Source organism: Streptomyces sp. NPDC014727 (assembly GCF_043083485.1).
Lineage (GTDB): Bacteria > Actinomycetota > Actinomycetes > Streptomycetales > Streptomycetaceae > Streptomyces.
On sequence record NZ_JBIBYR010000001.1, the window covers coordinates 644,266 to 671,151 of the forward strand.

Annotated in this window: 28 protein-coding genes; 19 read left to right on the top strand and 9 right to left on the bottom strand. The window is 70.1% G+C overall.

From position 1 onward, the window contains the following. Window positions 1–382 precede the first annotated feature (382 nt). Both ACF1B9_RS02920 and ACF1B9_RS02925 read left to right on the top strand, forming a co-directional pair. Window positions 383–1,336 carry a heme o synthase gene (locus tag ACF1B9_RS02920; RefSeq protein ID WP_391739877.1) on the top strand — a complete coding sequence of 318 codons (954 nt, stop codon included), beginning with the start codon at window positions 383–385 and terminating at the stop codon, window positions 1,334–1,336. Window positions 1,337–1,435: 99 nt separating this feature from the next. Next, window positions 1,436–1,792, top strand: coding sequence for a hypothetical protein (locus tag ACF1B9_RS02925; RefSeq protein ID WP_376282913.1), 357 nt, complete (start codon window positions 1,436–1,438; stop codon window positions 1,790–1,792). A gap of 95 nt (window positions 1,793–1,887) precedes the next feature. Here the strand turns inward: ACF1B9_RS02925 and ACF1B9_RS02930 are convergent, their stop codons facing one another. The 3 genes from ACF1B9_RS02930 to ACF1B9_RS02940 all read right to left on the bottom strand — a co-directional run bounded on the left by ACF1B9_RS02930 (window position 1,888) and on the right by ACF1B9_RS02940 (window position 4,691). Beyond that, window positions 1,888–2,901, bottom strand: coding sequence for a heme A synthase (locus tag ACF1B9_RS02930; protein WP_391739876.1), 1,014 nt, complete (start codon window positions 2,899–2,901; stop codon window positions 1,888–1,890). A gap of 99 nt (window positions 2,902–3,000) precedes the next feature. Further along, window positions 3,001–3,768 carry an ABC transporter permease gene (locus ACF1B9_RS02935; RefSeq protein ID WP_391739875.1) on the bottom strand — a complete coding sequence of 256 codons (768 nt, stop codon included), beginning with the start codon at window positions 3,766–3,768 and terminating at the stop codon, window positions 3,001–3,003. Further along, window positions 3,765–4,691 carry an ABC transporter ATP-binding protein gene (locus tag ACF1B9_RS02940; RefSeq protein WP_391739874.1) on the bottom strand — a complete coding sequence of 309 codons (927 nt, stop codon included), beginning with the start codon at window positions 4,689–4,691 and terminating at the stop codon, window positions 3,765–3,767. Before ACF1B9_RS02940 ends, ACF1B9_RS02935 begins: the two co-directional genes overlap by 4 nt. A 136-nt stretch (window positions 4,692–4,827) precedes the next feature. Here ACF1B9_RS02940 and ACF1B9_RS02945 point away from each other — a divergent pair, with 136 nt between their 5' ends. The 10 genes from ACF1B9_RS02945 to ACF1B9_RS02990 all read left to right on the top strand — a co-directional run bounded on the left by ACF1B9_RS02945 (window position 4,828) and on the right by ACF1B9_RS02990 (window position 13,426). Further along, the gene (locus ACF1B9_RS02945) at window positions 4,828–5,568 is read left to right on the top strand and encodes a helix-turn-helix transcriptional regulator (protein ID WP_391739873.1); all 741 of its coding nucleotides are present in this window, start codon (window positions 4,828–4,830) and stop codon (window positions 5,566–5,568) included. Then, on the top strand, window positions 5,565–6,986 hold the full coding sequence (sufB, locus tag ACF1B9_RS02950) for a Fe-S cluster assembly protein SufB (protein ID WP_391739872.1): 1,422 nt from the start codon (window positions 5,565–5,567) through the stop codon (window positions 6,984–6,986). The genes ACF1B9_RS02945 and sufB overlap by 4 nt, the downstream gene beginning before the upstream one ends. Window positions 6,987–7,053: 67 nt before the next feature. Then, window positions 7,054–8,271, top strand: coding sequence for a Fe-S cluster assembly protein SufD (gene sufD / locus ACF1B9_RS02955; protein ID WP_391739871.1), 1,218 nt, complete (start codon window positions 7,054–7,056; stop codon window positions 8,269–8,271). After that, window positions 8,271–8,588, top strand: coding sequence for a bifunctional 3-phenylpropionate/cinnamic acid dioxygenase ferredoxin subunit (locus ACF1B9_RS02960; protein WP_391739870.1), 318 nt, complete (start codon window positions 8,271–8,273; stop codon window positions 8,586–8,588). Before sufD ends, ACF1B9_RS02960 begins: the two co-directional genes overlap by 1 nt. 7 nt (window positions 8,589–8,595) lie before the next feature. Then, window positions 8,596–9,360: a Fe-S cluster assembly ATPase SufC gene (gene sufC, locus ACF1B9_RS02965; RefSeq protein ID WP_351078837.1), complete on the top strand. Its 765-nt coding sequence runs from the start codon at window positions 8,596–8,598 to the stop codon at window positions 9,358–9,360. Continuing rightward, entirely contained in the window at window positions 9,357–10,613 is a 1,257-nt protein-coding gene (locus tag ACF1B9_RS02970) for a cysteine desulfurase (RefSeq protein WP_391739869.1), read from the top strand. Before sufC ends, ACF1B9_RS02970 begins: the two co-directional genes overlap by 4 nt. A gap of 42 nt (window positions 10,614–10,655) precedes the next feature. Further along, window positions 10,656–11,111 (top strand): Fe-S cluster assembly sulfur transfer protein SufU, encoded by a 456-nt coding sequence (gene sufU, locus ACF1B9_RS02975; RefSeq protein ID WP_114243911.1) that lies wholly within the window; start codon window positions 10,656–10,658, stop codon window positions 11,109–11,111. Beyond that, entirely contained in the window at window positions 11,108–11,461 is a 354-nt protein-coding gene (locus tag ACF1B9_RS02980; protein WP_391739868.1) for a metal-sulfur cluster assembly factor, read from the top strand. The genes sufU and ACF1B9_RS02980 overlap by 4 nt, the downstream gene beginning before the upstream one ends. 140 nt (window positions 11,462–11,601) lie before the next feature. Beyond that, the gene (locus ACF1B9_RS02985) at window positions 11,602–12,996 is read left to right on the top strand and encodes a hypothetical protein (RefSeq protein WP_391739867.1); all 1,395 of its coding nucleotides are present in this window, start codon (window positions 11,602–11,604) and stop codon (window positions 12,994–12,996) included. A 64-nt stretch (window positions 12,997–13,060) separates the two neighbouring features. Continuing rightward, window positions 13,061–13,426: a VOC family protein gene (locus ACF1B9_RS02990; RefSeq protein WP_391739866.1), complete on the top strand. Its 366-nt coding sequence runs from the start codon at window positions 13,061–13,063 to the stop codon at window positions 13,424–13,426. 70 nt (window positions 13,427–13,496) lie between these two features. Here ACF1B9_RS02990 and ACF1B9_RS02995 read toward each other — a convergent pair whose 3' ends face one another. Beyond that, on the bottom strand, window positions 13,497–14,525 hold the full coding sequence (locus ACF1B9_RS02995) for a hypothetical protein (RefSeq protein ID WP_391739865.1): 1,029 nt from the start codon (window positions 14,523–14,525) through the stop codon (window positions 13,497–13,499). 191 nt (window positions 14,526–14,716) lie between these two features. Here ACF1B9_RS02995 and ACF1B9_RS03000 point away from each other — a divergent pair, with 191 nt between their 5' ends. Together ACF1B9_RS03000 and ACF1B9_RS03005 are read left to right on the top strand one after the other, a co-directional pair. Continuing rightward, the gene (locus ACF1B9_RS03000) at window positions 14,717–15,037 is read left to right on the top strand and encodes a multidrug efflux SMR transporter (RefSeq protein WP_351078852.1); all 321 of its coding nucleotides are present in this window, start codon (window positions 14,717–14,719) and stop codon (window positions 15,035–15,037) included. Continuing rightward, a complete protein-coding gene (locus ACF1B9_RS03005; RefSeq protein ID WP_391739864.1) occupies window positions 15,037–15,573 on the top strand; it encodes a TetR/AcrR family transcriptional regulator in 537 nt (178 codons plus the stop codon). Before ACF1B9_RS03000 ends, ACF1B9_RS03005 begins: the two co-directional genes overlap by 1 nt. 52 nt (window positions 15,574–15,625) lie before the next feature. Here the strand turns inward: ACF1B9_RS03005 and ACF1B9_RS03010 are convergent, their stop codons facing one another. Beyond that, window positions 15,626–16,513, bottom strand: a complete 888-nt coding sequence (locus tag ACF1B9_RS03010) for a winged helix-turn-helix transcriptional regulator (protein WP_391739863.1) — start codon at window positions 16,511–16,513, stop codon at window positions 15,626–15,628. 108 nt (window positions 16,514–16,621) lie between these two features. Between ACF1B9_RS03010 and ACF1B9_RS03015 the strand changes: the two genes are divergently transcribed. Both ACF1B9_RS03015 and dapD read left to right on the top strand, forming a co-directional pair. After that, window positions 16,622–17,881 (top strand): MFS transporter, encoded by a 1,260-nt coding sequence (locus tag ACF1B9_RS03015; RefSeq protein ID WP_391739862.1) that lies wholly within the window; start codon window positions 16,622–16,624, stop codon window positions 17,879–17,881. A gap of 80 nt (window positions 17,882–17,961) precedes the next feature. Then, window positions 17,962–18,951 (top strand): 2,3,4,5-tetrahydropyridine-2,6-dicarboxylate N-succinyltransferase, encoded by a 990-nt coding sequence (gene dapD, locus ACF1B9_RS03020; protein WP_391739861.1) that lies wholly within the window; start codon window positions 17,962–17,964, stop codon window positions 18,949–18,951. On the opposite strand, the gene dapA is transcribed toward dapD, so the two are convergent. Beyond that, the gene (dapA, locus tag ACF1B9_RS03025) at window positions 18,948–19,832 is read right to left on the bottom strand and encodes a 4-hydroxy-tetrahydrodipicolinate synthase (protein ID WP_391739860.1); all 885 of its coding nucleotides are present in this window, start codon (window positions 19,830–19,832) and stop codon (window positions 18,948–18,950) included. The two genes, dapD and dapA, sit on opposite strands and share 4 nt — an antisense overlap. Window positions 19,833–20,055: 223 nt before the next feature. Here dapA and ACF1B9_RS03030 point away from each other — a divergent pair, with 223 nt between their 5' ends. Continuing rightward, window positions 20,056–20,730: a DUF4232 domain-containing protein gene (locus tag ACF1B9_RS03030; RefSeq protein ID WP_391740095.1), complete on the top strand. Its 675-nt coding sequence runs from the start codon at window positions 20,056–20,058 to the stop codon at window positions 20,728–20,730. On the opposite strand, the gene ACF1B9_RS03035 is transcribed toward ACF1B9_RS03030, so the two are convergent. Together ACF1B9_RS03035 and ACF1B9_RS03040 are read right to left on the bottom strand one after the other, a co-directional pair. After that, on the bottom strand, window positions 20,703–21,146 hold the full coding sequence (locus ACF1B9_RS03035) for a GNAT family N-acetyltransferase (protein WP_391739859.1): 444 nt from the start codon (window positions 21,144–21,146) through the stop codon (window positions 20,703–20,705). The genes ACF1B9_RS03030 and ACF1B9_RS03035 overlap by 28 nt on opposite strands. A gap of 137 nt (window positions 21,147–21,283) precedes the next feature. Next, complete coding sequence (locus ACF1B9_RS03040; protein WP_391739858.1) at window positions 21,284–22,417, bottom strand: lipid II:glycine glycyltransferase FemX; 1,134 nt, start codon at window positions 22,415–22,417, stop codon at window positions 21,284–21,286. 153 nt (window positions 22,418–22,570) lie between these two features. On the opposite strand from ACF1B9_RS03040, the gene ACF1B9_RS03045 reads away from it, so the two are divergent. Beyond that, a complete protein-coding gene (locus ACF1B9_RS03045) occupies window positions 22,571–23,284 on the top strand; it encodes an antibiotic biosynthesis monooxygenase (protein WP_391739857.1) in 714 nt (237 codons plus the stop codon). Between the two features lie 12 nt (window positions 23,285–23,296). Here the strand turns inward: ACF1B9_RS03045 and ACF1B9_RS03050 are convergent, their stop codons facing one another. Next, window positions 23,297–25,162: an endonuclease/exonuclease/phosphatase family protein gene (locus ACF1B9_RS03050; RefSeq protein ID WP_391739856.1), complete on the bottom strand. Its 1,866-nt coding sequence runs from the start codon at window positions 25,160–25,162 to the stop codon at window positions 23,297–23,299. 187 nt (window positions 25,163–25,349) lie between these two features. On the opposite strand from ACF1B9_RS03050, the gene ACF1B9_RS03055 reads away from it, so the two are divergent. Next, a complete protein-coding gene (locus ACF1B9_RS03055; RefSeq protein WP_391739855.1) occupies window positions 25,350–26,804 on the top strand; it encodes a hypothetical protein in 1,455 nt (484 codons plus the stop codon). Window positions 26,805–26,886 lie beyond the last annotated feature (82 nt).

Here is a 26,886-nt window from a genome sequence, read left to right on the forward strand (position 1 = left end):
GCTGCTTTCCAGGGTGCAGGCGGCCTGCGGAGTTCGCCTCCCGTATGAGCGCGACGGCTCACTTCTGGGCCCTCCGATGAGCGCGCCCTGTTACCGATGCGCCCTCCGATGAGCGCATCCTCCTACTGATGCGCATCGACGGGCTTGTCCCCTTATTGGCGTTCTCCGCGTCCGTCTCCCCGCTCCCGCGTCACTCCGGCGAGCGCGGGCGCGCCCGCTCCCGGGGCACTTCGACGAGCCGGACGCCGTGCTCCCGCGCCACTTCAACACGACCCCACCCCCGCGAAGGGTGGCCTGTCCGCCAACGTCTACAGTGGTCTGGTTCGCGCAAGTCTTTACCGGGCCCTCACGCCCGGAGCTTGCTGGGATTTCTCTGTCAGGGGTGTGCGTGACGGCCGTCGAGTCCCGACCCGCAGGGGTCGCCTTGACTCCCAGCCCGGGGGGCCACCGCCCGTTCGGGGCCCGTGTCAAGGCATTCGTGGCGCTGACCAAGCCTCGGATCATCGAGCTGTTGCTGATCACCACTGTTCCGGTGATGTTCCTGGCCGCTCAGGGTGTACCCGATCTGTGGCTCGTTCTCACCACCACCATCGGGGGATATCTCTCGGCGGGCGGCGCCAACGCGCTGAACATGTACATCGACCGCGACATCGACGCGTTGATGGACCGTACCTCGCAGCGCCCGCTGGTCACCGGCATGGTGAGCCCACGTGAGTGCCTGGCCTTCGGTATCGCCCTCGCGGCGATCTCCACGGTCTGGTTCGGACTGCTGGTCAACTGGCTGTCGGCGGCGCTGTCGCTCGGCGCGCTGCTCTTCTACGTCGTCGTCTACACGATGCTGCTGAAGCGCCGCACCTCGCAGAACATCGTCTGGGGCGGCATCGCCGGCTGCATGCCGGTCCTCATCGGCTGGTCCGCCGTGACCGACTCGATGTCCTGGGCCGCGGTCATCCTCTTCGCCGTCATCTTCTTCTGGACGCCGCCGCACTACTGGCCGCTGTCGATGAAGGTCAAGGACGACTACGCCAGGGTCGGCGTCCCGATGCTCCCGGTCATCGCCTCCAACCGGGTGGTGGCCCGCCAGATCGTCATCTACAGCTGGGTGATGGTCGCCGTCTCGCTGCTGCTGACCCCGCTCGGCTACACCGGCTGGTTCTACACGGCGGTGGCGCTGCTGACCGGCGGGTTCTGGCTCTGGGAGGCCCATGGCCTGCTCAACCGGGCCAACGCCGGGGTGACCGGCGGGAAGCTCAAGGAGATGCGGCTGTTCCACTGGTCGATCACCTATGTCTCGCTGCTCTTCGTCGCCGTGGCGGTCGACCCCTTCGTGAGGTAGTTCCGCTTCACCGATCACCTGCCGACGGGCGGGGTGCGTGGCCCAGGCCACGCGCCCCGCCCGTCGCACGTCCGTGTACCCATCGGTAGCATCGTGACCATGGCAGAGACGGCAGAGACCCAGGTGGAGAGCGGCAAGCAGGCGGCCCGCGCGGAGCGCAGGGCGGCGAGGCTCGCCAAGCAGATCGGTGCCTTCGCCAAGGCGCACGGCGGCGCGGAGGGTCAGCTCGCCTACATCGGGCAGATGGGCACCCGCATCGTTCTCGTGGGCGAGGACGGCGGCTGGGGCGATCTGGTGGCACCGTCGTACGCGGTCGCCGAGAGCGCCACGCGCAAGGCCGGGATCACGATGCACGAGTCCTTCGACGGCGAGTTCGCCGCGAAGGTCCGCACCGGCCCGTACGAATGGACGCGAATGGCGGGCATCCAGGTGGGCGGCCCCTCCGACAAGGCCTGAGCGAACGGACCCCCCATACGTCGATCGCCGGACGGACCCGCGTACGGGTCCGTCCGGCGATCGACGTATGGGGAGGGCTTCCTGGCGCCCGGAGCTCAGCCCGCCGCGACGGGCTCCGGCTGCTCGGCGGCGGGGCCGGACACCGGGGCGACGGCCACCGGGCGCTCACGCAGCGACAGCAGCACCCGCACGACCGCGATCCACACCAGGCACGAGCCGAGCATGTGCAGGCCGACGAGGATCTCGGGGGTGTCGGTGAAGTACTGGACGTAACCGATGACGCCCTGACTCATCAGCACCAGGAAGAGGTCACGGGCGCGGTGGAGCGGGCCGATGGGCGCGTCCACCGCCTTCAGCACGAACCAGAGAGCCACGGTGAGCGCCACCACGGCCCAGGCCAGATCGGCGTGCAGCTGTGTGATCATCTTCCAGTCGATCGGGATGCGGTGGACGTCGCTGGAGTCACCCGCGTGCCGTCCGGCGCCGGTCACGACCGTGCCGACCGCGACCAGCAGCCCTGTCACGACCGCGAGCAGCCAGGCCAACTGCGACACCGCCTTGCCCACCAGCGGACGCGGCGCGAAGTCCCCCTCGCGGACCCGCTGCCAGGTCACCATCGCCACGGTGAGCAGAGCCGTGGACAGCAGGAAGTGCGCCGCGACGGTGTACGGGTTGAGGCCGACCAGCACCACGATGCCGCCGAGCACCGCGTTGCCCATGACGACCCAGAACTGCGTCCAGCCGAGCCGGGTGAGGCTGTGCCGCCAGGGCTTCGCGGACCGGGCGGCGATGATCGCCCACCCGACGGCCGCGCACAGGACGTACGTCAGCATCCGGTTGCCGAACTCGATGGCGCCGTGGAAACCCATCTCGCTCGTCGCCGTGAGGCTCTCGTCGGTGCACTTGGGCCAGGTCGGGCAGCCGAGGCCGGAGCCGGTCAGCCGCACCGCGCCGCCGGTCACGACGATGAGCACGGCCATGACGACGGCCGACATGGCCGCACGGCGCACCGTACGGGGGGACGGAGTCCATCGCTCGGCGATGAAGAGAAGCGGGTTCCGCGCGGCTTGAGCGACTTCGGCTCGGGTCAGCTTGGGCACGCGCACCATCGTAGGCGGCGGCTTGTGCAAGCTTTCACGAGGGGGACGAGTTACCCCGAACCGGCGACGGAGCGCGCCCGCGGGCTCACTCCCGGCCGAGGCGCCGGCTCACTCCCAGCGGAAGAATTTGGCCGCCGCGCCCAGCCCGAGCACCGCCCACACCGCGAGGACGCCGAGGTCGCCCCACGGCATCGCCGCGCCGTGCTGGAGCACGTCGCGCAGCCCGTCCGACAGGGCCGCGATCGGCAGCAGGCCCAGCGCCGACTGCACGGCGTCCGGGAACTTGTCGAGGGGCACGACGACCCCGCCGCCGACCAGCAGCAGCAGAAAGACCAGATTGGCCGCGGCGAGCGTCGCCTCCGCCTTCAGCGTCCCGGCCATCAGCAGACCGAGCCCGGAGAAGGCCGCGGTGCCGAGCACGAGCAGCAGCAGGACGGCGAAGGGGTTGCCGTGGGGCGACCAGCCCAGCGCGAACGCGATCACCGTGAGCAGCACCACCTGCAGCACCTCGGTGACGAGCACCGCCAGCGTCTTGGCGGCCATCAGCGCCCAGCGGGGCAGCGGCGAGGCGGCCAGCCGCTTGAGCACCCCGTACCGCCGCTCGAAACCGGTGGCGATGGCCTGGCCGGTGAAGGCCGTGGACATCACGGCGAGCGCGAGGACGCCGGGCGTCAGGAAGTCGACCGACCTGCCCTCGCCCGTGTCCACGATGTCGACCGCGCTGAACAGCACCAGCAGCAGCGTCGGGATGATCACGGTCAGCAGCAGCTGCTCCCCGTTGCGCAGCAGCATCCGCGTCTCCAGTGCGGTCTGCGTGGCGATCATGCGGGAGAGCGGGGCGGCGCCCGGCCGCGGGGTGTACGTACCGGCGCTCATGCGCGCAGCTCCTTGCCGGTCAGTTCCAGGAAGACGTCCTCCAGGGTGTGCCGCTCCACGGAGATGCCGGACGGCATCACTCCGTGCTGCGCGCACCAGGAGGTGACGGTGGCCAGCAGTTGCGGGTCGACTTCGCCCGTGATGCGGTACGTGCCCGGGGTGAGCTCCGCCGCCTCCGAGCCGTCGGGCAGTGCCTTCAGGAGGGAACCCAGGTCGAGACGGGGACGGCCGGTGAAGCGCAGAGTGTTCTCGGCGCCGCCGCGGCAGAGCGTCTCGGGGCTGCCCTGGGCGATGACCTTGCCCGCGTCGATGACGGCGACGTCGTCGGCGAGCTCCTCGGCCTCGTCCATGAAGTGGGTGGTCAGAACGATCGACACACCGTCGGCGCGGAGCTCGCGCACGAGGTCCCAGGTGGAGCGGCGGGCCTGCGGATCGAGGCCGGCGGTCGGTTCGTCCAGGAAGACCAGCTCGGGGCGGCCGACGACGGCCATGGCCAGGGCGAGCCGCTGCTGCTGGCCGCCGGAGAGCCGGCGGTAGGTCGTCCGGCCGCAGCCACCGAGGCCGAGGCGCTCGATCAGCGTGTCGACGTCCAGCGGGTGGGCGTGGAGCTTCGCCATGTGCCGGAGCATCTCGTCGGCGCGTGCGCCGGAGTAGACACCACCCGACTGGAGCATCACACCGATCCGGGGGCGGAGCTCCGCGGCGTCGGCGACCGGGTCGAGACCGAGGACCTCCACCGTCCCGCCGTCCGGACGGCGGTACCCCTCGCAGGTTTCGACGGTGGTGGTCTTGCCGGCGCCGTTGGGGCCGAGGACGGCGGTGACGGTGCCGGTGCGTACACACAGGTCGAGGCCGTCCACAGCGGTCTTGGGGCCGTACCGCTTCACCAGGTTCCGGACCTGTACGACGGACTCGCTCTTCATGGCCGGTAAGTGTAGGCAGGAGCGGAAACGGGCCGAGTCGCGGGGCTGAATTAGGTAACCCTAAGTGATGGACCGCACCGTAGATCGTTTCGGACCGTGGTTGTCAGGGCCCGGCGAATTACGCAACAATGGCGTTGTGAAAAACGTTGGCGAGGCTCCGCAGGAGGAACTCGCGACCGGTGAGCGCTCGACGCGCAACCGGGTCGCGCGCTCCATCCTGGACCACGGCCCGTCCACGGTCGCCGATCTGGCGAAGCGCCTCGGCCTCACTCAGGCCGCCGTCCGCCGCCATCTCGACGCCCTTGTCTCCGACGGCGTCGTCGAGGCCCGTGAGCAGCGGGTGTACGGCGCGCGGACCCGGGGCCGACCGGCCAAGGTGTTCGCTCTGACGGACTGCGGGCGCGACGCCTTCGACCAGTCCTACGACAAGCTCGCGGCGGACGCCCTGCGGTGGATCGCCGAGACCTCGGGCGACGAGGCGGTCGTCGCTTTCGCACGGGCCAGGATCGCGGCCCAGTCCGAGGCCTACCGCTCGGTGATCGAGGCCGCCGACCCCGAGGCGCGCACGGAGGCGCTGGCCAAGGCCTTGTCCGCCGACGGGTACGCTGCTACGGCGCGTAGCGCGCCCGGCCCGCAGCAGGGCGAACAGCTGTGCCAGCACCACTGCCCGGTCGCTCATGTCGCCGAGCAGTATCCGCAGCTGTGCGAGGCGGAGACGGAGTTCTTCTCCAGCCTCCTCGGGACGCATGTGCAGCGTCTGGCCACCATTGCCCACGGCGACGGTGTGTGCACGACGTACATTCCGCGCAGCGGCCACTCAGCACCACAGACCATCAATTCAGCATCAGCAAGCACGGCCGGGAGGAACCCCGCATGACGCTCCCTACGGAGACTGCCCACCCTGAGCTCGAGGGTCTGGGCACGTACGAATTCGGCTGGGCCGACTCCGACGCGGCAGGCGCCGCAGCCAAGCGCGGGCTCTCCGAGGAGGTCGTCCGCGACATCTCGGCGAAGAAGAACGAGCCCGAGTGGATGCTGAAGCTGCGCCTCAAGGGCCTCAGGCTCTTCGACAAGAAGCCCATGCCGAACTGGGGCTCGGACCTGTCGGGCATCGACTTCGACAACATCAAGTACTTCGTCCGGTCCACGGAGAAGCAGGCGGAGTCCTGGGAAGACCTGCCCGAGGACATCAAGAACACCTACGACAAGCTCGGCATCCCGGAGGCGGAGAAGCAGCGCCTGGTCGCCGGTGTCGCCGCGCAGTACGAGTCCGAGGTCGTCTACCACCAGATCCGTGAGGACCTGGAGGAGCAGGGCGTCGTCTTCCTGGACACCGACACCGCGCTGAAGGAGCACCCGGAGCTCTTCAAGGAGTACTTCGGCACCGTCATCCCGGTCGGCGACAACAAGTTCGCCTCGCTGAACTCGGCCGTGTGGTCCGGCGGCTCGTTCATCTACGTGCCCAAGGGTGTCCACGTCGACATCCCGCTGCAGGCCTACTTCCGCATCAACACGGAGAACATGGGCCAGTTCGAGCGGACGCTGATCATCGTCGACGAGGACGCCTACGTCCACTACGTCGAGGGCTGCACCGCCCCGATCTACTCCTCCGACTCGCTGCACTCCGCGGTCGTCGAGATCATCGTGAAGAAGGGCGGCCGCTGCCGCTACACGACGATCCAGAACTGGTCGAACAACGTCTACAACCTGGTCACCAAGCGCGCCGTGGCCTACGAGGGCGCGACCATGGAGTGGGTCGACGGCAACATCGGCTCCAAGGTCACCATGAAGTACCCGGCCGTCTACCTGATGGGTGAGCACGCCAAGGGCGAGACCCTGTCCATCGCCTTCGCGGGCGAGGGCCAGCACCAGGACGCCGGCGCCAAGATGGTCCACATGGCGCCGAACACCTCCTCCAACATCGTCTCCAAGTCGGTGGCGCGAGGCGGCGGCCGTACGTCCTACCGCGGTCTGATCGAGATCGGCGAAGGCGCGCCGGGCGCGAAGTCCAACGTCCTGTGCGACGCCCTGCTGGTCGACACGATCTCGCGCTCCGACACCTACCCGTACGTGGACGTCCGCGAGGACGACGTGTCGATGGGGCACGAGGCCACCGTCTCCAAGGTCTCCGAGGACCAGCTCTTCTACCTGATGAGCCGCGGTCTGACGGAGTTCGAGGCGATGGCGATGATCGTGCGCGGCTTCGTCGAGCCGATCGCGAAGGAGCTGCCGATGGAGTACGCCCTCGAACTCAACCGGCTGATCGAGCTGCAGATGGAGGGCTCGGTCGGCTGACAGGGCAGCACCGCCCGACGACCGAATCCCCCGACTTTTGACAGAGAAAGTGAGCACTACGACAGCCATGGCTGAGGCTCAGAACTCCCCCACTCTCGGCTCCGTTCGAGCGGGGGGACCCCCTCCGGCGGGATCAACCACCGCCGGCTCCATCGCGGTGGCCGCCGAGTCGACCGTCGCCACGCGCATGAGCGCGCCTCCGTCCTTCGACGTCGCGGACTTCCCCGTCCCGCACGGTCGTGAGGAGGAGTGGCGGTTCACGCCGCTGGAGCGGCTGCGCGGACTGCACGACGGCACCGCCGTCGCCACCGGCGGCGCGGTGAAGGTCGCGATCGAGGCCCCCGAGGGCGTCACGGTCGAGACCGTCGGCCGCGACGACTCCCGGCTCGGGAAGGCCGGCACCCCGGTGGACCGCGTCGCCGCCCAGGCGTACACGTCCTTCGAGCAGGCGTCCGTCGTCACGGTCGCCAAGGAGGCCGTGCTCGCCGAGCCGATCCGCATCGCGGTGCACGGCGAGGGCGGCGTGGCCTACGGCCACCAGGTCGTCGAGCTGGGAGCCTTCGCCGAGGCCGTGGTCGTCATCGACCACACCGGTGACGCGGTGCTCGCCGCCAACGTGGACTACGTCCTCGGCGACGGCGCGAAGCTCACCGTCGTCTCCGTGCAGGACTGGGACGAGAACGCGGTCCACGTCGGCCAGCACAACGCGCTGGTCGGCCGGGACGCCTCGTTCAAGTCGATCGTCGTCACCTTCGGCGGTGACCTCGTCCGTCTCCACCCGCGCGTCAGCTACGCGGGCACCGGCGGCGAGGCCGAGCTCTTCGGCCTCTACTTCACCGACAGGGGTCAGCACCAGGAGCACCGTCTCCTGGTCGACCACAACACCCCGCACTGCAAGTCCAACGCCGCCTACAAGGGCGCGCTCCAGGGCGACGACGCGCACGCGGTGTGGATCGGTGACGTCCTCATCCAGGCCAGGGCCGAGGGCACCGACACCTACGAGATGAACCGCAACCTCGTCCTCACCGACGGCGCGCGGGTCGACTCGGTGCCGAACCTGGAGATCGAGACCGGCGAGATCGTCGGCGCCGGCCACGCCTCCGCGACCGGCCGCTTCGACGACGAGCAGCTCTTCTACCTGATGTCCCGCGGCATCCCGGCCGAGGAGGCCCGTCGGCTCGTGGTACGCGGCTTCTTCGCCGAGCTGGTCCAGCAGATCGGACTGCCGGACGTCGAGGCGCGGCTGCTCGACAAGATCGAGGCCGAGCTGAAGGCGTCCGTCTGATGGCCTTCGTCAAAGCCTGTGCGCTGAGCGAGCTGGAGGACGACACCCCGAAGCGGGTGGAGCTCGACGGCATTCCGGTGTCCGTCGTCCGTACCGAGGGCGAGGTGTTCGCGATCAACGACATCTGCTCGCACGCGAACGTCTCACTGTCCGAGGGAGAGGTCGAGGACTGCATGATCGAGTGCTGGCTGCACGGCTCCAGCTTCGACCTCCGCACCGGCAAGCCGTCCAGTCTTCCCGCGACGCGCCCCGTCCCCGTATACCCCGTCAAGATCGAAGGGGACGATGTGCTCGTCTCCGTCACCCAGGAGTCCTGAGTCACCCATGGCAACGCTTGAAATCCGCGACCTGCACGTCTCCGTCGAGGCCGACAACGCCACGAAGGAGATCCTCAAGGGCGTCGACCTGATCGTGAAGCAGGGCGAGACCCACGCCATCATGGGCCCCAACGGGTCCGGCAAGTCCACCCTCGCGTACTCCCTCGCGGGTCACCCCAAGTACACGATCACCAGCGGTTCGGTGACCCTGGACGGCGAAGACGTCCTCGAGATGACCGTCGACGAGCGGGCCCGCGCCGGTCTGTTCCTCGCGATGCAGTACCCGGTCGAGATCCCCGGTGTCTCGGTCTCCAACTTCCTGCGCACCTCCGCCACCGCCGTCCGCGGCGAGGCGCCCAAGCTGCGTACCTGGGTGAAGGAGGTCAAGGAGACGATGGGCCGGCTCCAGATGGACCCGGCGTTCGCCGAGCGCAACGTGAACGAAGGCTTCTCCGGCGGTGAGAAGAAGCGTCACGAGATCCTTCAGCTGGAGCTCCTCAAGCCGAAGGTCGCGATCCTCGACGAGACCGACTCCGGCCTGGACGTCGACGCCCTGCGCATCGTTTCCGAGGGCGTCAACCGGGTCCGCGAGACCGGCGAGGTCGGCACCCTGCTGATCACGCACTACACGCGGATCCTCCGCTACATCAAGCCCGACTTCGTGCACGTCTTCGCCAACGGCCGTATTGCCGAGTCCGGCGGCGCCGAGCTCGCCGACAAGCTGGAGAACGAGGGCTACGAGGCATATGTGAAGGGTGGCGCTTCCGCGTGACACAGCTGCCGGGCCTCCTCGACACCGAGGCGATCCGCAAGGACTTCCCCCTGCTGGATCGTACGGTCCACGACGGAAAGAAGGTCGTCTACCTGGACAGTGCGGCGACGTCGCAGAAGCCGCGCCAGGTGCTCGACGCCCTCAACGAGTACTACGAGCGGCACAACGCCAATGTGCACCGCGGCGTGTACACGATCGCGGAGGAGGCCACGGCGCTGTACGAAGGCGCCCGTGACAAGGTCGCCGCGTTCATCAACGCGCCCAGTCGCAACGAGGTGATCTTCACCAAGAACGCCTCCGAGTCGCTGAACCTCGTGGCCAACATGCTCGGCTGGGCCGACGAGCCCTACCGGGTCGACCACGACACCGAGATCGTCACCACGGAGATGGAGCACCACTCCAACATCGTGCCGTGGCAGCTGCTCTCGCAGCGCACCGGCGCGAAGCTGAAGTGGTTCGGCATCACCGACGAGGGCCGGCTCGACCTGTCCGACATCGACGAGATCATCACGGAGAAGACGAAGATCGTCTCCTTCACCCTGGTCTCCAACATCATGGGCACGATCAACCCGGTCGAGAAGATCATCCGCCGTGCCCAGCAGGTCGGCGCGCTGGTCTGCATCGACGCCTCCCAGGCCGCCCCGCACATGGTGCTGGACGTGCAGGCGCTGCAGGCCGACTTCGTGGCCTTCACCGGCCACAAGATGGTCGGCCCGACCGGCATCGGTGTGCTCTGGGGACGGCAGGAGCTCCTGGAGGACCTGCCGCCGTTCCTCGGCGGTGGCGAGATGATCGAGACCGTGTCGATGCACTCGTCGACCTACGCCCCCGCGCCGCACAAGTTCGAGGCCGGTACGCCCCCGATCGCCCAGGCCGTCGGCCTCGGCGCGGCCGTGGACTACCTCTCGGCGATCGGCATGGAGAACATCTACCGGCACGAGCACGCGATCACCGAGTACGCGGTGAAGCGGCTGCTGGAGGTGCCGGACCTCAGGATCATCGGTCCTGCGACGGCCGAGGACCGCGGCGCCACGATCTCCTTCACGCTCGGTGACATCCACCCCCACGACGTGGGTCAGGTACTCGACGAGCAGGGCATCGCGGTCCGGGTCGGACACCACTGTGCGCGGCCGGTCTGCCTGAGGTACGGAATTCCTGCGACGACGCGAGCGTCGTTCTATCTGTACTCCACGCCCGCCGAGGTCGACGCCCTGGTGGACGGTCTGGAGCACGTACGGAACTTTTTCGGGTAATAGGCAGAGCGGTTACTAGGCAGAGCGGCTGAGGGTTGACTGGTGAAGCTTGATTCCATGTACCAGGAAGTGATCCTGGACCACTACAAGCACCCCCATGGGCGTGGCCTGCGGGACGGCGACGCCGAGGTGCACCACGTCAACCCGACGTGCGGCGACGAGATCACTCTCCGGGTGAAGTACGACGGCGAGACCATCACCGATGTGTCGTACGAGGGTCAGGGCTGCTCCATCAGCCAGGCCAGCGCCTCCGTGCTGAACGATCTGCTGGTCGGCAAGGAGCTGGGCGAGGCGCAGAAGATCCAGGAGACCTTCCTGGAGCTGATGCAGTCGAAGGGCCAGCTGGAGCCGGACGACGCGATGGAGGAGGTGCTGGAGGACGCGGTCGCGTTCGCCGGTGTCTCGAAGTACCCGGCCCGGGTCAAATGCGCGCTGTTGAGCTGGATGGCGTGGAAGGACGCGACGGCGAAAGCGCTGTCCGAAGGGAAGACGGCATGAGCGAGAACACGGTGACATCCAACGAGGGCGCGACGACCAAGCCGGCCTCCGAGGAAGAGGTCCGCGAAGCCCTGTACGACGTCGTCGACCCCGAGCTGGGCATCGACGTCGTCAACCTGGGCCTGATCTACGGCATCCACATCGACGACGCCAACATCGCCACCCTCGACATGACCCTGACGTCCGCGGCGTGCCCGCTGACCGACGTCATCGAGGACCAGGCGAAGTCCGCGACCGACGGCATCGTCAACGAGCTGCGGATCAACTGGGTCTGGATGCCGCCGTGGGGCCCGGACAAGATCACGGACGACGGGCGCGAGCAGCTGCGCGCGCTCGGCTTCAACGTCTGAGCCATCCGCGTCTGCGAACGGCCCCCGGCAAGCGCCGGGGGCCGTTCGTCGTTGTTCGTCCGCCGTACGCGTGATGTGTGTCCGTCGTTGGCGAGGGAACGGGAGTCTGAACGCGAACCCACGCCGACGAGAGGCACGCTGTGTCGCATCAGCTTTCGCTCCACAACCGCCGGGCGGCCATCGCCGCGAGCGGAGTCCTCGTGCTGGCCGCCCTGGGGGTCGACGCCCCCGCGCACGCCGCGGGTTACGGCACGCCGACGATCGGGCTCTCGGCCTCCTATCTCTCCGGTGCCGTCGTTGCGACCGGTGACCCGGTGGTGACCGTCACCGTCGCGCAGAGCGGCGCCGATGCCGCCGCGCTCGGGGTGACGGCGTCGGCGAGCTCCAAGCCCTCCGTCGCCGGAACCGGCGATGTGACCGTGACCGGGACCGGCGCCACCCGGCAGCTCGCGGTCGCCGCGCACGGGCGTGGCCACACGGACCTCACGATCAAGGTCACCGGACTCGGCGGCAGGACCGCCACCCGGACGCTGCACTACGCCGCGTCCGCCGCCGTGCAGAACGCCGCCGACACGCGCTACCTCATCGGCTCGTCGGACGCCTCGGCCGCCGTCGACGCGGGCGGCGGGTACGTGGTGGTCGCCGACGACGAGTCCAACACGCTGCGCCTGTACGACCGTTCGGCGTCCGGTGCGCCCGTGCGGAGCTGGGACGTCGGCTCGGAGCTCGGGGTGTCGAAGGAGATCGACATCGAGGCCGGAGCCCGGGTCGGGAACACCATCTACTGGACCGGATCGCTCGGCAACAACAAGGACGGTGTGTACAAGGCCGACCGCAACACCGTCTTCACCACGACGGTGACCGGCTCGGGGGCCGCCACCCGGCTGACGGTCGGCGGCTCGTACAAGAAGCTCCGTGACGACCTCGTCGCCTGGGACAAGGCGAACGGCAACCGGTACGGCTTCGCCGCGGGGACGGCGGACGGTGAAGCGCCCAAGCAGATCGACGGATTCAACATCGAGGGGCTGGAGTTCGCCCCCGGCTCGACGACCACCGCGTACCTCGGTTTCCGGGCGCCGCTCGTTCCGCCGAAGGCGGGGGGCAAGGCGCTCGTCGTGCCCGTCACCAACTTCGACAAGGTGGCCGGCAGCGGCGCGAAGGCGGTCATCGGTACGCCGATCGAGCTGGACCTCGGCGGACTCAGCATCCGGGACATCCGTAAGAACGCGGCCGACCAGTATCTGATCGTGGCCGGTTCCTGGGCGGCCGACGACAACTCCGACCCGTACGCCCTCTACAGCTGGGACGGGGTCGCCGCGCACGCGCCGGTCAAGCGGGCCGATCTGCCGACCGCCGACCCGGGTGGCTGGGAGGCCGTCGTCGACGTTCCGGACCTGACGGTTCCGGGCGCGCGGGCGCAGCTGGTCACGGATGCCGGATCGGCTGATCTGTACGGGGACGGCACGGAGGCGAAGGATCTCGACCACGCCGAGTGGAAGAAGTCCCGGGCCACCTGGTTCACCGTCGGCAGCTGACGGGCCGGGCACCTTCGCGATGCGGGATGGTCAACGGCCATGCCTGCCGGGCAGACTGGCGGGCATGGCCGCTTCTTTCTACAGCATCGTCGTCGACACTCACGATCTTCCGTCGCTGGCCCGCTTCTGGTGCCAGGTGCTCGACTGGAAGGTGCTCTTCGAGGCCGACGACGAAATCGTCATCGGCGCCGACAAGTCGGCGATTCCCGGGATCTGCTTCGTCCCCGTGCCGGAGCAAAAGACGCGCAAGAACCGGCTCCACATCGACCTCGCCCCCGATGACCAGGCCGCCGAGGTCGAGCGCATCATCGGGCTCGGGGCGCGGCGGGCGGACATCGGGCAGCAGGCGGAGGTGAGTTGGGTGGTGCTGGAGGACCCCGAGGGGAACGAGTTCTGTGTGCTGAGTCCGAAGAACTCGCTCATCGGCTGAGGAGCCCCGGCCTGATCCGGCGGAAGAGCCCAAGGGCTGTCCCGTCATCCCTGGGATCCCGGGACAGCCCTCAACCGGTGCCGTACGGGGACGGCGGTACGGCCGCCGCCTCGGCGAGGACCGGGCCCAGGTTCTCCGTGCGCATGCGCCGGTCGACGTAGAGAAGTCCGGTCACCAGCTGCGGAAACGTCGCCGAGAGGAGCTGACCGATGAGCTGCCCCAGCACGAAGATCACCAGGTAGCCGCTCATGGCGAAGGCGATCGACGCGGGGTTCGGGTCCTCGTCCAGGGTCGAGCCGCCGATGGCGCCGGAGAACATGCCGAGGAACGAGAACGGGATCTGGATGACGTAGTTCGCCACGGCCGCCATCACGAAGGCCAGCAGACTGATCCCGAAGACCCGCCACCAGTCGCCACGCACCAGCTGCGACGAACGGCGCAGGGCCGCCACAGGGCTCTGCCGCTCGAAGACCGCGGCCGGGGCGGCCAGGCTGAACTTCACCCAGAGCCAGGCCGCCAGGGGAGCGGTGGCCAGGGCGCCGAGGAGGCCGAGCGCGGTCCACACCGCGGCACCGGACTCGTGGGCCAGGGTGATCGCGCTGATCACGAGGGCGCAGAAGCCGACCATCATGAGCACCATCGGGATCATCGCGATCAGGCTGGACAGGATCACCGTGCCGATCACCGCCGGCACGCGCGCCCAGGCCCGTCGCCAGATGACGGAGAAGGTGGTGGGCCTGCCCAGTACCGCCTCCTGCAGGATCGCGGGAACGGCCGCGTACATCAGGGCCGTACAGAGCATGAGGGCGACCACGGCGACCAGCCAGATGGCGCCGAAGGCGATCAGCACCGGCGCGAGGTCGTCCGACGCCGGGTCCTGATCGGCGCTGAGCGAGATGAGCCGGTGCAGATGGTCGCTGGTCGCGGAGTACGCGATCAACGTCGCCGCCCCCACGACGACCAGCGCCACGCCGTACACGGCGACGCCGACGCCGAGGAGCTGCTTCCAGTAGCGGCCTATCGTGCTGAAGGCGCCGCCGAGTATGTCCCCGAGCCTCAGGGGTGCCAGCGGTATCACTCCGGGCTTCGGCGGTGGCATCCAGCCACTCCATCCCGGTGGCCCTCCGTACGGTGCTCCTCCGTACGGCGCACCGCCGCCCCACCCTGCGTCCTGCGTCACTGCAGCTCCGTTGTGTCGTCGTCCTGTGTGCCGGTCGGGACACCGTAGCGTCCCGAGTGGCGTGAATCCGTCGTACCGTGGTGCGAGCGGCGATGCGTACACTCGTACACATGGGATATGGACTGCTTGCCGCGGCGATCGCGGCGGAGGTGGCCGGCACGACGGCCATGAAGTACAGCGAGGGCTTCACCCGGCTCTGGCCCTCGCTGATCACCGTCGCGGGCTATCTCATAGCCTTCACCCTGCTCGCCCAGACGCTGAAGACGCTGTCCATGGGCACCGCCTATGCCATCTGGGCCGGGATCGGCACCGCCGCCGTCGCCGCCATCGGCATCCTCTTCATGGGGGAGTCCGGCAACCTGGTCAAGCTGGCGGGCATAGCGCTGGTCATCGCCGGAGTGGTGGTGCTGAACCTGGGAGGAGCCCACTGATGACACGTCGTTACGACCCCGAGCGGCGCGGACGCATCATCGACGCCGCGATCCGGGTCGTCGGCGCCAAGGGCATCGCGGGGCTCAGCCACCGCTCCGTCGCGGCCGAGGCGGACGTGCCGCTCGGTTCGACGACCTATCACTTCGCCTCGCTGGACGAGCTGTTGATCGCCGCGCTGCGCCGGTCGAACGAGAATTTCGCCGAGGTCATGCGGGAGAGCGAGGCCCTGGCCGACCCGGCGGCCGACCTCGCCGAGGAGCTGGCCCGGCTGCTGGGGGAGTACTTCTCCGGCGGGCGCGGGCGGGCCGAGCTGGAGTACGAGTTGTACCTCGCCGCGCTGCGCAGGCCCGCGCTGCGGCCCGTCGCCGCCGAGTGGACCGACGGCACGGCCGATTTGCTGTCGCGGCGGACCGATCCGGCCACGGCGCGGGCGCTGATCGCGCTCATGGACGGTATCTGCCTGCAGGTGCTGCTCACCGGCGGCGACTACGACGAGGCGTACACCCGGGAGATGATGAGCCGGATCGTCGGCTGACCGCTCCGGTCCCGGGTGTCGGGCCGGCCCGGCACCCGGCCGCACGTGCCCCTCACTCGACGGACGGGCCCGCGTCCCGGACCGCGGCCAGGGCCGCCCGCACGCTCGCCTCGATGTCCGTGACCGGGTACAGCGCCTCGCGGATCGTCCGGTCCCGGTCGACCACCAACGTCAGCCGCTTCAATCTGCTCGTTCCCGCCGCGCGGAAGGTCGGCAGCCGCAGGGCCGCCGCCAGGTCCAGCTCCGCGTCGGACAGCAGCGAGAAGCGCAGCCGTTCCGCCTCCGCGAACGCCCGCTGTTCGTCCGGCCGTTGGGTCGAGACGCCGTGCACGCTCGCTCCTGCCACCGTGAATTCGGCCAACTGGTCGCGGTACGTGCAGGATTCGAGGGTGCAGCCGCTCGCGCCGGGGATCTCGGCCCAGCCCGGCGGGTAGGCGTCCCGGCGGGCGTAGGCGCCGGGGAAGCAGTACAGGACGGTGTACGGGGTGTCGGCGACCGGGTCGCGCGACGCGCCCTCATGGTCCAGCAGACGCAGCTCGGGCAGGCGGGTGCCCACCAGGGCGTGCACCCGGGCCGCCTCCTTCGACGCCTCCGCGGCCGTTGCCATCATTTCCCCGTCCCCCATCACCCAGGTGTCGCCCCAGTCCTGGAGCGCGATCAGTACGGGCAGCAGCGCGTGTCCGCGCCGGGTGAGCCGGTACTCGTACCGGGGCGGCCGGTCCTGGTACGGCTCCCGGGACAGCACGCCCGCGTCGACCAGCAGCCGCAGCCGTTCGGTCAGCACTTTGCGGGAGACGCCCAGCTCTTCCTGGAGCGCGTCGAAGCGGTGCACCCCGCGCGCCGTGTCCCGCACGATCAGCAGGGTCCACCAGTCGCCGACGACATCGAGTGCCTGGGCGATGGCGCAGTCGGCGTCGGCCAGGCTGGTGCGCTGGGGCATGGGTCCTCCTTCCTGCTTCCGCGGCCGTATCTCACCGGATTGACCTGCAGGAAAGCATGATGCCATAGTCCGTTCCCAAGAGAGACTCACTTGGGGAGGGTGTTGCGGATGGGGTTCTTCGGGATGGTGCGGGACGTACCACGCACGGTACGGCTGCTGGCTCTCGGCTCCTTCCTCAACGGGGTCGTCAGCTTCACCTTCGTCTATCTCTTCGTCTATCTGACGGGCCCGCGCGGGCTGACCGTCCCCCAGGCCGGCGTGATCGCGGGCGTCGGCGGCATCGGCCTGGTCGCGGGGAACTTCACCGGCGGCTGGTTCGGCGATCGCTACGGTCACCGCCGGATGCTCCTGACCGGTGCGCTGGTCGGCGGTGCGGCGCTCGCCACCCTGCCGGTTCTGCCCGTCGCGGCCATGTACGGGGTGCTGCCGCTCGCGCAGTACGCGGCGGGCGTCGTGCGCGCGGCCAATGCCGCACTCGTAGCCGTCTGTGTCCCCGAGGGCGGCCGGCGTCAGAGCTTCGCCCTCGTACGGGCCGGGGGCAACGCGGCCTTCGCCGTCGGGCCGCCGCTCGGCGCCCTGATCGCCGCCCGCTTCTCGTACGACTGGCTGTTCGTCGCCGACGGCCTCGGGACACTGCTCTTCGCGGGGTACGCGGCCATGGTGCTGCCGTCGCACGGCACCGCGCACAGCCGGCCCGCCCGCGAGCCCGGTGCACCCGGGCTCGCGCAGGAGCTGCGGGCCAGGCCCGCGGTGCTGGTCCTGCTCGCCGCGATCCTCTGCGTCGACCTCGTCTACCGCCAGCAGTACTCGACCCTGCCCGTCTTCCTGTCCGAGCACGGCCACGGCGCCCAGTTCTACGGCCGGCTGCTCGCGATCAACGGCGGCCTCATCCTCCTGCTGGAACTTCCCGCGGCGCACGCGCTGCGCCGACGGGAGCCGCTGGGCATCGTGGGTACCGGGCTGTTGCTCGTGGGGCTGGGCTACGCGGTGCTCGTCCCGGGGGCCGGAGCGCTGTTCGCCGTCACCATGATGGCGGCCTTGACCGCGGGCGAGATCCTGTACAAGACCACCGCGACGGCGTACGTCGCCGACCGGGCTCCCGACCATGCGCAGGGCCGCTTCCAGAGCCTGTACGCGGGTGCCTCCATCAGCGGTCAGGTGCTGGCGCCACCGCTCGGCGGCGCCCTCTACGCCGCCGCGCCCGGCCTGCTCTGGCCGGCCTGCGCCGTGCTGGCCGGCGGCGCGGGGGCGGCGGTGCTGGCGGCCCGGCGGCTGCGGGAGGCGGAACCGGGGCTCGTGGCGGTGCGTCCGCCGGTGCGCGAGGAGGCCTCCGCACCGGCGCCCGAACGGCAGGCGCGGTCCGGCTGACCGGGTGGTCATGGGCTTTGGACGACCACCCGGCGAGACCGGTTGGCTCCGACGGCGCCCCGCCGGTTAGGTTTCCTGTCATGACCGACACGACTTCTGCTCGCACCACCGGCGCCGTCGCCGCCGGCCTCGCCACCATCGCCGGCGACGGTTCCGTTCTCGACACCTGGTTCCCCGCCCCCGAGCTCACCGCCGCCCAGGGCCCGGCCGGAACCGAACGGCTCACCCCCGACCGGGCCGTCGACCTCCTGGGCACGGGTGCCGCCAAGGCCATCGGTGTGGACGCCCGCCGCGGTGTCGAGATCGTCGCCGTCCGTACGGTCATCGCCTCGCTCGACGACAAGCCGCTCGACGCCCACGACGCGTACCTGCGTCTGCACCTCCTCTCGCACCGCCTCGTCCGGCCGCACGGTCAGAACCTGGACGGCCTCTTCGGCCTCCTCGCCAACGTCGCCTGGACCTCGCTCGGCCCGGTCGCCGTGGACGATGTGGAGAGGGTCCGGCTGAACGCCCGCGCCGAGGGCCTGCACCTGCAGGTCACCTCGGTCGACAAGTTCCCCCGGATGACGGACTACGTCGCGCCCAAGGGTGTGCGGATCGCCGACGCCGACCGGGTCAGGCTCGGCGCGCACCTCGCCTCCGGCACCACCGTCATGCACGAGGGCTTCGTCAACTTCAACGCGGGCACCCTCGGCACGTCGATGGTCGAGGGCCGGATCTCCGCGGGTGTCGTCGTCGGCAACGGCTCCGACATCGGCGGCGGCGCCTCCACCATGGGCACCCTCTCCGGCGGCGGCAAGGAACGCATCGTCATCGGCGAGCGCTGCCTGATCGGCGCCGAGGCCGGTGTCGGGATCGCGCTCGGCGACGAGTGTGTCGTCGAGGCCGGGCTCTACATCACGGCCGGCAGCCGCATCACGCTGCCGGACGGACAGATCGTCAAGGCCCGTGAGCTCTCCGGCGCCTCGAACATCCTCTTCCGTCGCAACTCGGTCACCGGAGCCGTGGAGGCGCGGCCGAACAACGCGGTCTGGGGCGGCCTCAACGACATCCTGCACAGCCACAACTAGCTTGTAGCGGCGAGAAGTTCCTCGTACACCCTCCGCAGCCCGTCGGTCGCCTCACGCCCGGCGGGCTGCAGTGGTTCCCGGACCGGTCCGGCGTCGAGCAGTGCCTTCGCCGTGACCGTGCCGGGCAGCCCGGACGCCATCATCAGCTCGGTGAGCGGGACCGTCAGCCCGTTGAGCCGGGCGGCCCCGGCGGTGTCCCCGGTGTCGAAGGCGTCCAGGACCGCCCTCAGCTGCCGGGGCGCCACATTGGCGACGGTGCTGACATAGCCCGCCGCGCCCACCGCGTACAACGGCAGATTCAGCTCCTCGCAGCCCGAGTAGTACGCCAGCGAGGTCGCGCCGATCACCTTCGTGGAGCCGAGCAGGTCGTACGCGCAGTCCTTCACGGCCACGACGCGCGGGTGCTCCGCGAGCCGCAGCAGGGTCTCCGGCTCGATGCGGGTGCCGGTGCGGCCGGGGATGTCGTACAGCATCAGCGGCAGGCCGGTGGCGTCGGCGACGCGCCGGAAGTACGCCTCGACTGCGGCCTGCGGCGGTCTGCTGTAGTAGGGCGTCACCACCAACAGGCCGTCCGCGCCCGCCTGTTCGGCCTGCTGGGCAAGGGTCACGGTGTGGCGGGTGTCCGGGCCGCCGACCCCGACGACGATCGGCACGCCGTCGCCGACCGCCGCCCTGACCGCGCGCAGCAATGCGATCTTCTCGGCGTCGGTCGTGGTCGGGGACTCGCCCGTGGTGCCGCTGAGCACCAGACCGTCGCAGCCGTCGGCGATCAGTGAGGCGGCATGCTTCCCGGCCGCGTCCGGGTCCAGTGCGCCGGAGGCGGTGAACGGCGTGATCATCGCGCAGAGCGCGCGGCCGAAAGGTGCTGAAGATGCTGTCATACCCGAAGTGTCAGCCGGCCAGACCGTGAAGGTCCACTTAGTTCTGCTTGGGATGAAAGGCAAGGATCGCTGAACAGTCGCAAGGAAGAGGGCGTGCGCTCTGGCATGATCGAACGTCTATGCGGAAGTCCGACGTGGGGGCGGGAGCATGAGCGTGCGGGATCTGACAGGGGCGGGGACCGGGCCCGGGGCGGGAAGACGCGGACCGGTGGTGGCCGTGCTCATGACCGGGGCGCTGGCCCTGTCGCTCTCGGGCTGCGCCGGGTTTCTCGTACCGGCGGGCGAGGGCGAGCCGGAACCGACACCGAGTGCCCCGTACAGGGTGCACGCCGACACGCTGCCGACCCCGTTCCCGACCGTCTCGGCCCCGCTCCCCGACCGGTGGGCGCCCTCGGCGCAGGGCCCCGGCCCCACGCCCTCCGCCGGCCGGGCCGGCTGCCCGTCCTCCGGGGTGGTCGTCGACATGGGCGAGGTGCAGGCCGCGCTGGGCCACCGGGCCGTCGGCCTCACCCTCACCAACTGCGGCAGCGAGCCGTACCGCGTCAAGGGCTATCCGTCCGTCCGGGCCCTGGACGACGCCGGTGACCCCCTGCCGGTCCCGGTGAATCCGGGCTCCTCCTACATGGGGAGCGACGAGGGCCCGGAGGAGGTCGTGCTGAAGCCGGGAGGGACGATGCGGTCGCTTCTCGCCTGGGTCTCCACCCCGACCGGCGGCGACCTCGTCGAGGGAGACGCGCTGGAGATCGCACCGGCCCCCGGCCTGGAGGCGCGCACCTTCCCGCTGGAGGGGAGCGACGTACGGCTGCTCGACGAGCTGAACATGACCGCCTGGCGGACCGAACCGGCGGGACAGCGCCGCGACGAGCCGGATCAGAGGGCGAGCTTGAAGCCCTCGTGACTGCGGGCGAATCCCAGCGACTCGTAGAACCGGTGCGCGTCGGTGCGTCGCTTGTTGCTGGTCAGCTGCATCAGTCCGCACCCCCGCAGCCGGGCCCGGTCGACGGCCTGCTTCATCAGCTCCCGGCCCAGCCCGCCGCCCCGCCGGTCGGCCCTGATGCGCACCGCCTCGATCAGGGCCCGCTCCTCGCCGTGCTTGCCGAGCCCCGGTATGTAGGTCGCCTGCAGACAGCCCACCACGGTGTCCCCCTCCACCAGGACGAGCATCTCGTTGCGCGGGTCGCCCTCGATGGCGGCGAAGGCCCTCTCGTACGTCTCGTCGACCACGACCGAGGCCGGGTCGACGACCCGCTCCTCGTCCGCGAGCAGCGCGAGGACGGCGGGCAGGTCGGCGCGGGTGGCGGTGCGAAGGAGCATGCTCGGGAGTCTGGCACGGACGCCCGAGCGCTCGGTACCCGGGCAGGGGCGCGGCCGCGTGACTGATCACGGGATGCCGACCGGGACCGGTGGACGGTGCACCCCGGCGCCGGGTCCGTGGTCCGCGGCCGCTGTGGTCAGCGACGGGCCATGTAGAGCGCGAAGGCCTTGTGCAGCACCTTGTTGATCGGGTAGTCCCACTCGCCGAGGTATTCGGCGGCCCGGCCGCCGGTGCCGACCTTGAAGCGGAGCAGGCCCAGGAGATGGTTGCCCTCGTCCAGGGTGTCGGTGATGCCACGCAGGTCGTACACGGCCGCGCCCCGCTCGTGCGCGTCGCTCATCATGCGCCACTGGATGGCGTTGTTGGGCTGGACCTCGCGCTTGCGGCCGGTCGAGGCGCCGTAGGAGTACCAGACGTGGTTCCCGACGGTCAGCATCGTCGCCGCGGCGAGCGTTTCGCCGTCGTGGTGGGCGAGGTAGAGCCGCATCCGGCCCGGGTCCTCGGCCCGCAGCGCGGTCCACATGCGCTCGAAGTAGTCGAGCGGGCGGGGGATGAAACGGTCGCGCCCTGCCGTTTCGCGGTACAGCTCGTAGAAGGCGGGAAGGTCCTCGTAGCCGCCCTCGACGACCTTGACGCCCGCCTTCTCCGCCTTCTTGATGTTGCGCCGCCACTGCTGGTTCAGATTGCGCCGGATCTCCTCCAGCGGCAGCCCGGCGAACGGCACCTGGAACACGTACCGGGGCTGCCCGGCGCCGAAACCGTCCCCGCCGTCCTCCTCGCCCTGCCGCCAGCCCAGTGCGCGCAACTGCTCCACGACCTCGGCCGCCTGCGGCTCGTTCGCATCAGCGGGCACGTCGCGCAGTCGCCCGGCGGACGGTTCGGCGATGGCGTCCTTGACGGTCTCGGCGTCCCAGCGCCGGACGACCACCGGCGGGCCCATGCGCACCGAGAAAGCCCCCTGCGCCTTCAGATGCGCCAGCATCGGCTCCAGCCACCGCCGCAGGGCGGTGTCGTGCCAGTCGATGACGGGGCCCTCCGGCAGATAGGCCAGGGTGCGTCCCGTCCGGGGGATCGGCCGGTGGAGGACGAGCCCGGCGCCCACGATCCGCTCACGGCCGGCTGAGTCCCGGTCGAACCAGCCGATGCTCTCCGCGCGCCAGTCGGGCTTCACATCGCCCCACGACGGAACCTGCATATGGCTCACGGCGGGCCGGCTCGCGACGAACGCCAGATGTTCCTCGCGGGTGATCGCCCTGACATGCAGATCCATGAGGTGCTCCGTTCGTGGTTCTGTCGAGTCGTTGTTCTTTCGAGGGACCTGACGGCGTCGACGCGGGAGTGGTGTTGACCTCAAGCGCACTTGACGTACCAGTGTGGTCGGCAGTGGTGCGCCGCAGGGGTGCACCGGTCAGGAGGGCTCGTCATGAGCGTCCGCTTCCAGTCCCGTCCCGATCTTGCCCGCAACGACGTCGGACTGGTCAAGGCAAGCACCTGGGACGTCGGTACGCCCGAGCGGCAGCGGCGGACGATCGAGGCCGTCCGCAAGGCGTGGGACGGCCGGGAGTGGCCGCACCCGGGGCTGCTCTCGTACACCGTCCATGCGGGTGAGGACGGGAAGACGTTGTTCCATTACAGCCAGTGGAGTGGGGAGCAGGCCTATCAGGACTTCTTCCGGTACGGCCGGGACGAGCGCAACGCGGACATCGACGCCGCCGTGCCGGGCATCCGGCGGCTCGGTCTGCACACGCTTGAGCCCTACCGCTCCACGCTGCCGGGGGAGGGGGACGCGCGGGAGCCGGGGTGCGTCGTGATCGTCGACGTCGAGTTCGACGGCGCGGACAAGGCGCGGCAGCGGGACTGGGTGGACACCGTGTTCGAGGCCCTGGGGACCGATCCGGCGCCTGCCGCCGGAGGCATCTCCGGGCACTTCCATGTGAGCGTCGACGGAACGCACGTGCTCAATTACGCCGAATGGGAGAGCGCGCAGGCCCATGTCGACGCGCTGGCCGCCCCCGGTGACGGGGTCGGGTCGAGGACGCCGCAGTGGGAGCGGGTGCAGTCCTACCCGAGTGTGACCGGCGGTGGCGTGCACCGGTACACGCCCGCGCTCAGCATGAGGCCGGGGGCGGGCGTGTAGGGGCGTGAGGGGTTACGGGCGGAAGCGGAGCACCTGCGGGTCGTGATCGCTGTTCTGCGCGGCGAACTCGGCGTTGATGTGCACGCTGTCGTAACTGAAGCCGTGGATCGACGGGCTGGTCAGGATCTGGTCGAGCACCTGGGTGTTGCCCTGGTAGACGTACGAGTACCGCTCCGCGCGCGGCAGGGACTTGATCGCCGGGTACAGCACGCCACCGGCCGTCAGCGCCTCGGTCGTGCCGGAGAACTCGAAGTCGTTGATGTCGCCGACGACCAGGACGTCCGCGTTCTTCTGGACGCTCAGCAGCTTCTTGACGAAGGTGTTGACCGCCTTGCCCTGCGCGTGCCGCTGGAGCTCCGACGAGCGGGTCGGCGGCTGGTGCTGCGACACGATGGACTCGTCGCCGCCCTTGGACGCGAAGTGGTTGGCGACGACGAAGACCGTACGGCCGCGGAAGCTGAACTCGCCGGCGAGCGGCTTGCGGCTGTTCGTCCACGCCGTGTTCGCCGGGTCGATCCGGCCGGGGGAGAGGGTCAGGGCCGCCCGGCCCTGCTGCCGTACGACATCGGTCGCGGTCGTCGCGCCGCCGCCCGCGCGGTCGGTGAACGACACCCGCTTCGGGTTGAAGAGGAACACCTGGCGGATGTTGCCGCCGGGCTCGCCGCCGTCCTTCTTGTCCTCCGGGTCGATGGAACGCCACTCGTACGCCGGGCCGCCCGCGGCCACGACCGCGTCGGTGAACTTCTTGACCGTCTGTTCGGCGGAGACCGTACCGTCGTCCTTCGCGCCGTTGTCGTCCTGGATCTCCTCCAGCGCCACGATGTCGGGGGCGGCGAGGTTGCGGACGACGGCGGCGGCGAGCGCGTCGAACTTCTCCTGCGGATCGGTGGGGTCGAGGTTCTCGACGTTGTACGTCGCCACCGCCAGTTCGTCGGCGTGCTGCTTGCGGGTCGTCTCCCGGCTCAGCCCCTTGGCAGTGACCTTGCCCAGGGTGCGCGCGGTCAGCGTGTAGCCGCCGAACTGGTTGAAGTCGAGCGGACCCTCGGTCGTACCGGACAGGACATCACCGACATCGGCGGTCGGGAAGGGCTGTTCGGCGAGCGGTACCAGCGACTGGATCTGGAGGCGGCCGGTGTTCTGCGCGGTGTACGAGCCGTAGACCGTACCGCCGCGGTGGCTGGCGTTCTCGTGCGGCTTCACCGTCACCCACAGCTCGGCGTACGGGTCGGTGGCGCCGACCACCCGCGAGGTGCCGATGCGGACGTTCATGCCCTCCAGCGACTCGTAGTGGTCCAGGGCGTAGCGCGAAGGGTCGAGGGGGAGTGCGTTGATGGAGCCGCCCGCCGCGGGGTCGCCGGCCGGGGCGTACCGGGAGGGGACCGAGCGCTCCGTGATCGTCACCGGTGCGGGCAGGGGGTTGCCGGAGGACACCACCGTGACGACGGGCTTGCTGATCTGGGTGAGCGACTGGTTGCCGGAGGAGGCGCCGCCCGGGACGAACTCGGCGACCGTGCCGGAGACGGTGACCGCGTCACCGACCGCGACGGTCGGCGCCGAGCTGGTGAAGACGAAGATCCCCTCGCTGGTCGCGGGGTCGGCGTCGGCGTTCGGGTCCTGGAACCAGAAACCCTTCGAACCGTACGTCCGCACACCCGTGACGATGCCCGGGACACCGTTGACCTGTTGGCCGACGAGCGGGGATATCCGGGTGGGGCCCTGGATGTCGTGGATCCGGACCTGGCCGTCCGAGGGCGAGGACGAGGAGGGCGTCGGGGAGGCGGACGCGGAGGTGGTGGCTGCACCGGTGAGCAGACCCGCGGCGAGCGCGGCGGTGACGACGGCGGACACGGCGGTCGTTCTGGACGATGCGATGGGCATCACGGACTCCGGGGGGAATCGAGGGTGGTGTGGAGGTCTACGCGCGTCAATCTCTTGTGAGCGCAAGGCGGTTGTCAAGGTCATCACGGTGGACTGCGGCTGTCCGTTGCATGAACCGGGCGGCATGGGGCGAAATGCGTCTACGCTGGGGCCGCCCGACCCCGTACGTCCCGAGGAGAACCACCTGATGTCCGCAGAGCGCTCCACCCTGCCGCCCGTACGGCTGCACTCCGAGGCCGAGCTGGCACGGGACGCGCTCGCCGCGCCGCTGCTCGCCCGCGCTGTCCGGCTCGCCCGCTGGGCGGGCCCCGGGACCCGGGTCGGTGCCGGTGGCGAGCTCGTCGACGCACAACTGCCCGCGGCGGCCGAGCACCTCGGCCTCTCCGCGGACGAGGACGGTGCGGCGGAGGCCAGCGAGGCGTGGCGGCTCGCGGTCGACACGGGGCTCGTGGACGTCGAGGATCCTCAGGAGCAGGCGGGGGAGGACGCGGAGGGGACTGCCGCCGCAGGTGAGAACCTGGCGCTGATCACCGGCGGTTCACCGCAGGACGTCCTCTCGATCTGGCTCGACGGACTGGAGGCCGTGTTCGCCGACGCCACCGCTCCCGTCTTCGAGGACTTCGCCGATCTCATCGGCGAGGACGGCTCGGTCGACTTCGAATCCCTGGACTGGGACCCGGAGGTGGAGGCGGAGTTCCTCGACGGGGTCCTCGCCAATCTGTATCTGCTCACCGTCGGCGACGGCGGCGTGGACACGGATCTCGTACCGCTGCCCGCACTCGCCGCGTCCGTGATCGTGCCCGACGACATGAGCGAGCCCACCGACGACATTCTTGAGCAGGTGTCGGAGGCGATGATGCGCCTCGACGACCAGTTCCGGGTCCTCGAACCCATCGGGATCGTCGAATACCGCCCGGTGGACGAGGCGTTGCTGGTCGAGGAGGGCGAGGACACCGCTGCGCAGTCCGACGACGAGGACATCACCCGGTACGGAATGGTGAAACTGACACCCCTCGGCCTGTACGGCATCCGGGCCCGGATGCTGGAGGCCGGAGTGGACGCCCCCACGATCGGGGACCTCGCGGAGAAGGGCGCCGACGCACTTCTCGGCGGCATCGCCCACTACCCCGAGACGGCGGCCCGCGACGAGTTCGGGCTGTGGCTCGCCCGACGCGGCGCGGACGACGCCGCGGCCGAACTCCTGGCGGCGGCACGCGGAACGGACGAGCAGGCGCCGCTGCGCCGGCTCCACTGCCAGCAGGCGCTCGCGCTGGTCGGCGCGGAGGCGGAGCCCGCGGTGCGCGCGGTGCTGGACGACCCCGAGCTGGGCGGGCTGGCGCGGGTCTGGCTCGCGGAGCTGGGTGCGGCGGATGTTCCCGCGCCGCCGGAGCCGATGATCTTCTGGCTCGCCATCGACACGATCGCGGCCCAGTTGGCGGCCGAGGGCGATCTGGACGAGCTCCAGGGCCTGGTCGAGGGTCTCGCGGGCCAGCACGGCGGCTTCTTCGACGAGGCGTGGCGGGTGGAGCACCCGGCGACGGCGGATGTCCTCGAAGCGATGGGGCGGCTGCACAGCGACAAGAAGAAGGCCAAGGAGGCCCGCAAGGCAGCGTTCAAGGCGCGGTCGCGGACGGGGGCCTGAGGCCGGACGGGCGCGCGGACCGCGCGCCCGCGCAGGTGTGGGCGGCGCGCGGCGGTCCGTGGCGCGCAGTGTGGAACGGGCG